This is a genomic window from Streptomyces sp. NPDC002785 (assembly GCF_040295565.1).
Classification (GTDB): Bacteria; Actinomycetota; Actinomycetes; order Streptomycetales; family Streptomycetaceae; genus Streptomyces.
In genome coordinates this window covers 1-10,795 of the sequence record NZ_JBEOVN010000227.1, presented here as the reverse complement: position 1 = coordinate 10,795, position 10,795 = coordinate 1, and the positions used below count along the sequence as shown (strand labels likewise).

At 70.8% G+C, this 10,795-nt stretch carries 5 protein-coding genes and 1 pseudogene; 3 read left to right on the top strand and 3 right to left on the bottom strand.

Annotated features, from left to right (window positions below; all coding sequences use genetic code 11):
- Positions 1 to 83 precede the first annotated feature (83 nt).
- A pseudogene (locus ABTZ94_RS32770) lies at positions 84 to 2,117 on the top strand (NAD-glutamate dehydrogenase domain-containing protein); the annotation flags it as partial.
- Positions 2,118 to 2,408: 291 nt separating this feature from the next.
- Here the strand turns inward: ABTZ94_RS32770 and ABTZ94_RS32765 are convergent.
- Both ABTZ94_RS32765 and ABTZ94_RS32760 read right to left on the bottom strand, forming a co-directional pair.
- Positions 2,409 to 3,185: an ABC transporter ATP-binding protein gene (locus ABTZ94_RS32765; protein WP_351206318.1), complete on the bottom strand. Its 777-nt coding sequence runs from the start codon at positions 3,183 to 3,185 to the stop codon at positions 2,409 to 2,411.
- A gap of 4 nt (positions 3,186 to 3,189) precedes the next feature.
- A complete protein-coding gene (locus ABTZ94_RS32760; RefSeq protein WP_351206316.1) occupies positions 3,190 to 4,131 on the bottom strand; it encodes an ABC transporter permease in 942 nt (313 codons plus the stop codon).
- 128 nt (positions 4,132 to 4,259) lie between these two features.
- Between ABTZ94_RS32760 and ABTZ94_RS32755 the strand changes: the two genes are divergently transcribed.
- The gene (locus ABTZ94_RS32755; RefSeq protein WP_351206314.1) at positions 4,260 to 4,865 is read left to right on the top strand and encodes a TetR/AcrR family transcriptional regulator; all 606 of its coding nucleotides are present in this window, start codon (positions 4,260 to 4,262) and stop codon (positions 4,863 to 4,865) included.
- Between the two features lie 176 nt (positions 4,866 to 5,041).
- Here ABTZ94_RS32755 and ABTZ94_RS32750 read toward each other — a convergent pair whose 3' ends face one another.
- Complete coding sequence (locus ABTZ94_RS32750) at positions 5,042 to 8,575, bottom strand: bifunctional glycosyltransferase/CDP-glycerol:glycerophosphate glycerophosphotransferase (protein ID WP_351206312.1); 3,534 nt, start codon at positions 8,573 to 8,575, stop codon at positions 5,042 to 5,044.
- 101 nt (positions 8,576 to 8,676) lie between these two features.
- Here ABTZ94_RS32750 and ABTZ94_RS32745 point away from each other — a divergent pair, with 101 nt between their 5' ends.
- A complete protein-coding gene (locus ABTZ94_RS32745) occupies positions 8,677 to 10,701 on the top strand; it encodes a bifunctional glycosyltransferase/CDP-glycerol:glycerophosphate glycerophosphotransferase (RefSeq protein ID WP_351206310.1) in 2,025 nt (674 codons plus the stop codon).
- Positions 10,702 to 10,795: the final 94 nt, after the last annotated feature.

Sequence of the window (10,795 nt, the reverse complement as noted above, 5' to 3'; positions counted from 1 at the left end):
CGCGGGCGGTTTCCAGGAGCTGGCGGGCGCGCAGGTGTTGTCCCGGCTGGCCCGGGAGCTCGGCATCGACGACAGGCTGAGCCGCGGCAAGGGCAGGCGGTTCCGCCGGTTACGACCACAAGGGCATGGGCATCACCGCCCGCGGCGCCTGGGAGTCCGTCAAGCGGCACTTCCGCGAGCTCGGCCACGACACCCAGACCGAGGACTTCACCGTCGTCGGCGTCGGTGACATGTCGGGTGACGTGTTCGGCAACGGCATGCTGCTCTCCGAGCACATCCGGCTCGTCGCCGCCTTCGACCACCGGCACATCTTCATCGACCCGAACCCGGACGCCGCCACCTCGTACGCCGAGCGGCGCCGCCTCTTCGACCTGCCGCGCAGCTCCTGGGCCGACTACAACAAGAAGCTGCTCTCCGCGGGCGGTGGCGTCCACCCGCGCAGCGCCAAGTCCATCCCGGTCAACGCGCACATGCGTGAGGCGCTCGGCATCGAGTCGGGTGTCACGAAGATGACGCCGGCCGAGCTGATGCAGACCATCCTCAAGGCCCGCGTCGACCTGCTGTGGAACGGCGGCATCGGTACGTACATCAAGTCGTCCGCCGAGTCGAACCCGGACGTCGGCGACAAGGCCAACGACGCGATCCGCGTCAACGGCCAGGACCTGCGGGCCAAGGTCGTCGGCGAGGGCGGCAACCTCGGTGCCACCCAGCTCGGCCGGATCGAGTTCGCCCGCAACGGCGGCCGGATCAACACCGACGCGATCGACAACAGCGCCGGTGTGGACACCTCCGACCACGAGGTGAACATCAAGATCCTGCTCAACGGTCTGGTCCGGGACGGCGACATGACCGTCAAGCAGCGCAACAAGCTGCTCGCCGAGATGACCGACGAGATCGGCCGTCTGGTGCTGCGCAACAACTACGCGCAGAACGTGGCGCTCGCCAACGCCACGGCCCAGACGTCCTCCCTGCTCCACGCCCACCAGCGCTTCATGCGCCGGCTGGGCCGTGACGGGGACCTCGACCGCGGGCTGGAGTTCCTGCCCAGCGACCGGCAGATCCGTGAACTGCTGAACGCCGGCAAGGGGCTCAGCCAGCCCGAACTGGCCGTGCTGCTCGCGTACACGAAGATCACGGCGGCCCGGGAGCTGATCAAGACCAGCCTGCCGGACGACCCGCACCTGCAGAAGCTGCTGCACGCCTACTTCCCGCAGCAGCTGCGCGAGCAGTTCCCCGAGGCGGTCGACGGGCACGCGCTGCGTCGCGAGATCATCACCACGGTTCTGGTCAACGACACCGTGAACAGCGGTGGTTCGACCTTCCTGCACCGGCTGCGGGAAGAGACCGGCGCCTCGATCGAGGAGATTGTGCGGGCGCAGTTCGCGGCCCGCGAGATCTTCGGCCTCGGCCAGGTGTGGGACGCCGTCGAGGCGCTCGACAACACGGTCGCCGCCGATGTGCAGACCCGGATCCGGCTGCACTCGCGCCGGCTCGTCGAGCGCGGTTCGCGCTGGCTGCTCGGCAACCGGCCGCAGCCGCTGGAGATCGCCGGGACAATCGGCTTCTTCAAGGCGGGTGTCGAGCAGGTCTGGGCCGAGCTGCCCAAGATGCTGATGGGCACCGACCTGGAGTGGTACCAGTCGATCCTGGACGAGCTCACCGAGGCGGGTGTCCCGGGCGAGCTGGCCCAGCGGGTCGCCGGATTCTCCTCCGCCTTCCCGGTGCTGGACATCGTGGCGATCGCGGACCGCACCGGCAAGGACCCGCTCTCCGTCGCCGAGGTGTACTACGACCTCGCGGACCGGCTGGGCATCACCCAGCTGATGGACCGGATCATCGAGCTGCCGCGGGCCGACCGCTGGCAGTCCATGGCCCGCGCCTCCATCCGCGAGGACCTGTACGCCGCGCATGCCGCGCTCACCGCGGATGTGCTGTCCGTGGGCAACGGGACCTCTACACCGGAGGAGCGGTTCAAGGCGTGGGAGGAGAAGAACGCGGCGATCCTTACACGGTCGCGTTCCACGCTTGAGGAGATCCGAGGGTCGGAAGCGTTCGACCTGGCGAATCTGTCGGTGGCCATGCGGACGATGCGGACGCTGCTGCGTACGCACGCGTAGGGGCTGATGGGGGCGGGGCGGTTGCCGGGGTGCCCGGCGACCGCCCCGCCCCCATCGCCGGACGGGCTCGACCTTTGGGCTCGGGTTTTGGTGTTGGGCGCCGGCGGGTTCGGGCTGAGCGGAGATCTCCCGCGGATCGTCCGCCCGCAGCGGTCCCGGGTACGCCGTCCTGAATGTGTCTCCTGAGCGGTATCCGGACAACCCCGTTGTGCGGCACGGGAGTTTATCGCCCCGACCGCCCCGACCGCCCCGACCGCCCCGGACGTTCTCCCTGGCCCGCCGCCCGCGCCGCTACTTCTTGCCGGTGAACTTCTCGTACGCGGCCACGACCTCGTCCGCCGGACCGTCCATCCGCAGCGTCCCCGCCTCCAGCCAGATCGCCCGGTCGCAGGTCTCGGTGATCGACTTGTTGCTGTGGCTGACCAGGAAGACCGTGCCCGCCTCCTTGCGCAGCTCCTTGATCCGCTCCTTGCTGCGCCGCTGGAACCTGGCGTCGCCGGTGGACAGTGCCTCGTCGATCAGGAGGACGTCATGGCTCTTGGCGGCCGCGATCGAGAAGCGCAGCCGGGCGCCCATGCCGGACGAGTACGTCCGCATCGGCAGCGTGATGAAGTCGCCCTTCTCGTTGATGCCGGAGAAGTCGACGATTCCCTGGTAGCGCTCGCGGACCTGGGCCCGTGTCATACCCATCGCGAGGCCGCCGAGCACGACGTTGCGCTCGCCGGTCAGATCGCTCATCAGCGCCGCGTTCACCCCGAGCAGCGAGGGCTGGCCCTGGGTGTGCACCCGGCCCTTCGTCGCGGGCAGCAGACCGGCGATCGCCTTCAGCAACGTCGACTTCCCCGAGCCGTTGGAACCGATCAGGCCGATGGCCTCGCCCTTGTACGCGGCGAAGCTCACCCCCTTCACGGCGTGGACCTCGCGCACCCCGGGCGTCTGCCGGCGCGAGACGATCCGGCTGAGCGCCGAGGTGGCGCTGCCCTTTCCGGTACGAGCGCCATTGACCTTGTACGTGATGTGGACGTCGTCCACGACGACGGTCGGCACCCGCTCGTTGTAGTCAGCCATGTTGTCAGCCACGTCCGTACCGCTCTTCCGCCTGCCAGAAGTACACGAATCCGCCCACGCCGCACACGAGCGCCCAGCCCGCGGCGATCGCCCACGCATGCGGCGGCAGATGGGACGCGCCGAAGCTGTCGATGAGCGCGAACCGCATCAGGTCGATGAAGACCGCCGCCGGATTGCACTCCAGCATCACCATCACGAAGTGCGGAACCCGGTCCCCCTCGAGCATCGTGTCCACGCTCCACATGACGCCCGAGGCGTACATCCAGGTGCGCAGGACGAACGGCATCAGCTGGGCGATGTCCGGCGTCCGGGCGGCCAGCCGTGCCACCACCATGGAGACACCGGTGTTGAACACTGCCTGCAGGAACAGCGCCGGAATCGCCAGCAGCCAGGACGGCCTGGGGAACTGCCCGAACCCCACCAGAATCAGCACCAGCGCGCCCAGCGAGAACAGCAGCTGCTGGAGCTGCTGCAGGGCCAGCGCGATCGGCAGCGAGGCGCGCGGGAAGTGCAGGGCCCGGACGAGGCCGAGGTTGCCGCTGATCGCACGGGTGCCCGCGGTGATCGAGCTGCTGGTGAAGGTCCAGATGAACACGCCGGTGACGAGGAACGGAACGAAGTCCTCGATGTTGCGCTTCGTGTTCATCAGGACGCCGAAGATGAAGTAGTAGACCGTCGCGTTCAGCAGCGGGGTCATGATCTGCCAGATCTGGCCGAGCTTCGCCTGGCTGTACTGGGCGGTCAGCTTGGCGGTGGCGAATGCCGTGATGAAGTGCCGCCGCCCCCACAGCTGCCGGATGTACGCGCCCAGCGAGGGCCGGGCTCCGCTCATGGTCAGTCCGTGGCGGGCGGCGAGCGCGGCTAGCTCACCCGGTGCGTACACCGGAAGGGGCGTACCGGCAGGCGTGTCGGCCGGGGCCGCTGGGGTTGTTGTCTGGCTCACCACGATCGCTTTCGACGGGAGGGCAGGAACACGACGACCGACGGGACGGAACCGTATCGTCGCAACGCTGAGGGTAGGGCGCATCCACGTCGCAACGCAACCGTTTCGTCGTTACGGACTATGATTCGGTCATGACCACCGACCCGGGAACCCGCCGCCGTGTCCCCGCCGGAGCCGCCGTGCTGCGCGAGGACGTCACCGATGCGATTCGCAGCGCCGTCTTCGAGGAGTTGGCCGCGGTGGGCTTCGCGCGGATGTCGATGGAGGGCATCGCCCGGCGCGCGGGTGTCGGCAAGACCGCCGTCTATCGCCGCTGGAAGTCCAAGCTGGCCCTGGTCCTCGACCTGGTCTCCGCCGTCGCCGTCCAGGGCATGCCGGCTCCGGCGACCGGTTCGCTGTACGGGGATGTCCGCGCCGTACTGGAACTCGCCTCCTACGCCCTGCGCCACCCCGTCGCCTCGCAGGTCATCCCGGACCTGCTGGTCGAGGCGGCCCGCAGCCCGGAGATCTCCGAGACGATCAAGGCCGCTCTGCTGGACCCGCATCGGGGCATCGCCGCCGTCGTCGTACGGGACGCCGTGGCGCGCGGCGAGCTGCCCGAGGACAGCGACCCGGACCGTGCGCTGGACCTGATCGTCGGCCCGCTCTACTGGCGGCTCGCCGTCGTCCGCACCCCGCTACCCAAGGGCTACCTCGACGACCTGGCGGCATCCGCCGTCGCCGCTCTCAAGAACTGAGCCGGGTAAGGGCTGTCCCGTAATCCCTGGTGGATCAGCGCGCGGCGTCAGATGCGGTGCATCGCAAGGCGGAGGGGCGTCCGCATACTGGATGTATTCGGACGTTTCGACAACGCGGCGAGGTGCCGTAGCTGTCGTCGTGCGCCCGTCAGGGATTACGGGACAGCCCTTAGGCACTACCGCTCGGCGAGCAGCCGGTCCGCGACCCGCGCAGCCGCCCCGCCGTCGTCCAGGTCGCAGAAGTCCCGGCGGAAACTCTCGTACGCCTCCGCGTGCCGGGCCGCCGACGCGGTCAGTGCGCGGGAATCGCGCAGGACCCCGGCGATCTCGTCCGTGCCGACGAGCAGCGGCCCCGGCGCACGGGTCTCGAAGTCCAGGCAGAAACCGCGCACCGTGTCGCGGTAGTGCTCGAGGTCGTAGGTGTGGAAGAGCATCGGGCGGCCCGTGTGCGCGTAGTCGAACATCAGCCCCGCATAGTCCGTGACCAGCACATCGGCGATCAGCAGCAGCTCCGCGGTGTCCGGGTGCGCCGACACATCGCGTACGCCATGTCCCTCGGGCACGCTGCCGGTCACCCGCGGGTGGCGCCGGACCAGCACGGTGTGGCCGTCGCCGAGGGACCGCGCCAGCGCTGCCAGGTCGAGCGCCGGATCCCAGCGGTAACGGGGTCGCTCGCCGCCGGTGCCGGGCAGGTGGGCCAGCTGGTCACGGTAGGTCGGCGCGTACAGCACGACCCGGCGGCCGTCCGGGATGCCGAGCCTGTGCCGTACCCGCTCGGCGGTCTTGGCCCGATCGGCGGCGAAGAGCAGATCGTTGGCGGGGGAACCCGCCTCCAGGACCTCGCCCCCGTAGCCGAGGGCACGGCGCAGCAGCGGGGTGGAGTGGCGGCTGGGGGAGACCAGGACGGACCACTGGGCCGCCCGGCGCGGCAGCGAGGCGAGCTCGTGGTGGTCGGCGTACAGAGTGCCGCCCAGATCCGCGCCGAAGCGGCCGAGCGGCGTGCCGTGCCAGGTCTGCACGACGATCTGGCCGGGCCGCCGCTCGAACCACTCGGGCAGCTGGTCGGCGGTGACGATCCGGCGGGACCGTGCCAGCGCCTCGTGCCAGGCGGCGCTGTGCTCGATGACCGGGACGGCGGCGGAAGGGACGTGCCCGTGGAGCCCGTCGGTGACCCAGAGGTGCTTTGACTTCACGCCCCGGCGCAGGAGTTCGGCGTGCAGGGCACGCGGCGAGTCGCCGCCCGTGTAGAGGACGGCGTCCCGCAGTGGCAGCACGCGCCGGGCCGGATAGTGCGTGCCGCGCAGCTCGGCCCGGCGGTACGCGCCCCGATCGGCGACCGCGAGTACCGGCCCGGCCTGCACGGTCAGCCGGTCGCCGAACCTGCGGTCCAGGGCGAACCCTCGGCCGGGCGCGGGGGCCGTGGTGCCCGCCCCGGTGCGGCGGAGCGGTAGCCGGGCGGTGAGCGCGGTCAGCACACGGACCGGCCGACCGCCCAGATACGCGTCCCAGTGGCCCTCGTGCAGCCCCGCGGCCACCGAGGGCGCGAGGAACGCGGTGAAACGGCGCCCCTCGTACGCCCCGGCGTCCGCTTTCCCGTACGCCCCCGCGCGCGGCTCCTCGTGTGTGACGGGGACAGCCACCCTCTCGCGAAGTGCCTCGTGCCGCAGTACGAGGTGGGCCGGGCCTTCGTCCTGCCGCACGCCCGTCCCGGCGCCGGTCACCCCCTCCACCCGCAGCGCACCGTCCGACGTCCACGCCGCCCCGTCCACGAACGGCTGCCCGCTCAGGTCCAGCACCAGCTCGCCCGCCGCATCGGCCACGACCGGCGGCGCCGCCTCAGGGGCCGCGGCCAGCGGCACCCTCGACCCGTCCGCCAGCACCAGCCGCGCCCGCCACCGCCCACCGGGCTCCGGCTCGACCTCGCGGGGCGCTCGGTGCGGTGCCTGTGGCGCGACCGCCATCCCGGCGAGGTCGGTGAGCGGAATCCGTACTGTGAAACGGCCGTCGGCCCGGCACTCGACCGGGTGGCCGAACTCCTGGTCCGCCACCCCTTCACAGGTCAGCACCAAGGCCTTCGGCAGGGCGCCCCCGTACAGCCGGCCGGTCAACTCCAGCTCCTCGCCGATGCGACGGTCCTCGCACCGGGCCGGCAACTGCGTCAGAGTCAGCCTCAGCCGCCCGTCCAGGTAGTCGAGCACCGCCCGCCGCCCGTCGCCCAGGTCATGGACGAGCGGCTGCACGGCCCCCGCCTCCACGGCCCGCACGGCCACCCGGCGGACCGTGCCATGAGCGGCCACCATCATGCCCACCAGCCAGCCGCCGGGCCGCAGCCGACGCGGGTCGAGAGTCAGCTCGAAGCCCGAGTGGCCATAACTGTGCAACTGCTGACCGGAGTTGATGGTCGCCTCGGGTGCGGGCACGTTCCGTACCGGCACCGTTCGCAGATGCTGGCCGCGGGTCGCGCGCACCATGCCCATCTTCAGCGAGTGGCGCGGCGCCGCAGCCGGCAGATTGCGGATGTACGCGTAACCGCGCAGCCGCAGCTTTCCGTCTTCGCCCCACTGAGCCTCCAACAGCCGTGCCACGGCCGGGAGATCGGTACGGGCGAGGCGGGTGCTGTCCGGGATGCCGGGGAATCCGGCCTGCCGCCGCCCCGGTACGCCGCCGACCGTGAACGTTCCGGCGCCGTTGGCCCGTTCGAAGGCGAGCACGGCCAGCAGCTCCGCAAGCCTGCGCTCCTTCACCAGCTGCCACTTGATCCGCAACTCGACCGGCAGCTCATGGGCCACGGCCCGGCCCTGCCCGGCCACCCCGTCCATCCGCTCCATCCGCTCCATCCGGTCCAGGAACGCCCCCGCGTCCGTCATGAACGCATCCCGGTACTCGGGACCGCCCATCGCGAGCCCCTCCAGGAAGTACACGAAGTCGTCGCGCAGGCACGAGAGGTCGTAGCGGCGCCGCGCACCGCCGTTCGACACCCGGCCCCGGCCCGCAAGGAACGCGCTGACCTGCTCGCATGCCGAGATCCGGTCCCGTACGCCCTGCACATCCGTACGCCGCCGGGTGATCGACCCCTCCCGCACCCGCCAGTAATAGACATGCTCGTGCAGCACATCGACCGAGCCCGCGAGGAAGTGCGCCGGGATCATCACCGGGGTGTCCTCGTAGAGCTTCCCCTCCGGGAAGGCGAAGGCGTGCCGGTCCCAGAAGGAGCGCCGGAACACCTTGTTCCAGGCGACCCGGTCGGCGAGCAGTCGCGGATCGCGGCTGATGTGGGTGCGGGCCCGGGTGGAGGTCAGCCAGCGGTACTGCCAGGCCTGCTGCCGCCCCTGCTCGGTCAGTCGCCACACATTGCCGGTGGCGAGGTCGGAGCCGGTCGACTCCAGCGAGGCCAGCATCCGCTCAAAGGCGTCATGGACGACGACGTCGTCGCTGTCGACGAACGCCAGATACGGCACGTCCGCCGTGGTGTGCCGCACGCCCGTGTTGCGGGCCGCGCTCAGCCCCGCGTTGGGCTGATGGACATAGCGGAAGCGGCGGTCGTGGGCGGCGAACGCCCTGGCGACGGCAGCGCTGCCGTCCGTCGAACCGTCGTCGACGAGGACCACCTCGATGTCGGCGACCGACTGTTCGGCCACCGACCGCAGGCAGTCCTCCAGATAGTCCTCGACGTTGTGGACCGGGACGACGACACTGAGGCGCGGCTTCATGCCAGGTCAACCGGGGCGGACGCGCCGGGTCACCGGCACTGCCCCGAACGGGTGAACACGCGATTCGGTGCGCGGTGGGTGCGCGATTACGCTCGGCTGCCATGCTCCTCAGTGTTGTCGTGCCCGTCCACCGCGTTCAGGGATATCTCAGGGCGAGCCTGGAGTCCGTGCTCGGCCAGGGCCCCGGTGAATTGGAGCTTCTCGTCGTCGACGACCGGTCGGGGGACGGCAGTGCCGAGATCGCCGCCGAGTTCGCGGCGCGCGACCCGAGGGTCAGGGTGATCACGCTCCCCGAGCACCGCGGGGCGGGTCCGGCCCGCAACGCCGGGGCGGCAGAGGCACGCGGCCGGTATCTCCTCTTCCTCGACGGCGACGACCTGCTGCGACCGAGCGCCTTGGAAGCGATCACCGGCCGGCTGGCCGCGAGCGAACCGGACGTACTCCTCCTCGGACACGACCGCGTCGACTGGTGGGGGGATGTCTCGCCCCCGGCACCCGTCATCCCGTCCCCGGCACCCATGGCCGAGGGCTTCTCCACCGCGGCCCCGCGCCTCTTCCGCCACGCCTTCTGGACCGCGCACGGCCTCCACTTCACCGACGGCCCCTACGAGGACGTCCTCCCCGTCCACCGCGCCACCCTCCTCGCCTCCGACGCCGGTACGCTCGACACCCTCGACCGGATCTGTGTCCGCCACCGCATCCGCCGCTCCGGCACCTTCGCCACCACCCCGGGACGCCACCACTTCGCGATCCTCGGCGCATACGAACAACTGCTCGCCGAGACGGGCCACGACCCACGGATCCAGATGGCGCGCACCCGCCACCTGCGCGCCGTCCTCGCCGACCCCGGCCGGACCGCTCCCGAGGACCGCGCCGCCTTCCACCGCGCCGCAGCCCTCCCCGGCAGCTACGCCGTCCACCGCGCCCAGGAAGCCGCCCGCACCGGCCGCACCCGCACCCGGGCCGCCCTGCGCCGCCACAAGAAGACGCTCCGGGCCCGCGTCATGCGCGCCGCCTACCGCACCGACCTGCACCGCCGCCTGGACCCCGACCTCGCGGTGTACGGGGCCTATTGGAACCGGGGCGTCGCCTGCAACCCGGCCGCGATCCACGCCAAGGCCCTCGAACTCGCCCCGCACATCCGGGGCGTCTGGGCCGTCTCCTCCCGTCACCGCGACCGCATGCCGCCCGGCATCCCGTATGTCATCGAGGGCTCCCGCGCCTACTGGCGGGCGATGGCCACCGCCACGTACCTGATCAACAACTCCAGCTTCCCCGGCGGCTTCACCAAACGTCCCGGCCAGCGCTATCTCCAGACCCATCACGGCACCCCGCTGAAGACCATGGGTCTGGACCAGCGCGCCTACCCGGCCCTCGCCAACGGCATCGGTTTCGAGAAGATCGTCGCCCACGCCGACCAGTGGGACTTCTCCCTCTCCGCCAACCCGCACACCACCGAGATCTGGGACCGGGTCTACCCGTCCGGATACGAGCATCTGAACCTCGGCTACCCGCGCAACGACATCTTCTTCACCGCCACCCCCGAGCAGACCGCCGCGATCCGGCAGCGCCTCTCCCTCGCCCCGGACCGGACCGTGCTGCTGTACGCACCCACCCACCGCGACTACCGCAAGGGCTTCGTCCCTCACGTCGACCTGGAACGAATCGCCCGCGAACTCGGGCCGGAGTACATCGTGTTGGTCCGCGCGCACTACTTCTACGGCCGCTCGGCACAGCTGGACGGCGCCCGGGTGGTGGACGTGACGGGATATCCGTCCGTCGAGGAACTCTGCCTGGTCTCCGACGCGTTGATCACCGACTACTCGTCGCTGATGTTCGACTACGCCTGCCTGGACCGCCCGATCATCAGCCACGCCCCGGACTGGGCCGCCTACCGGGCCTCGCGCGGCACCTACTTCGATCTGCTCTCCGGACGCTTTGGCGACACCCCGGGCGCCGTCGCCACCAGCGAGGACGAGCTGCTGGAGCTGTTCAGGTCGGGCGAGTGGCGTTCGGCGCGGACAGCAGAGCTGCGGGCGGCATTCCGGGAGCGCTTCTGCCCGTACGACGACGGACACGCGGCCGAACGCGTGGTGCGGAGGCTGTTCCTGAGCGACAGGGAGTAACGACCTCCCCCACGATAGGGAGCGGGCTCCCGACGCCCTGCGACTCCGCTTGCGGCGTTGTCGTCAGTCAACGACGCTCCTTCCCCGAGCTCTC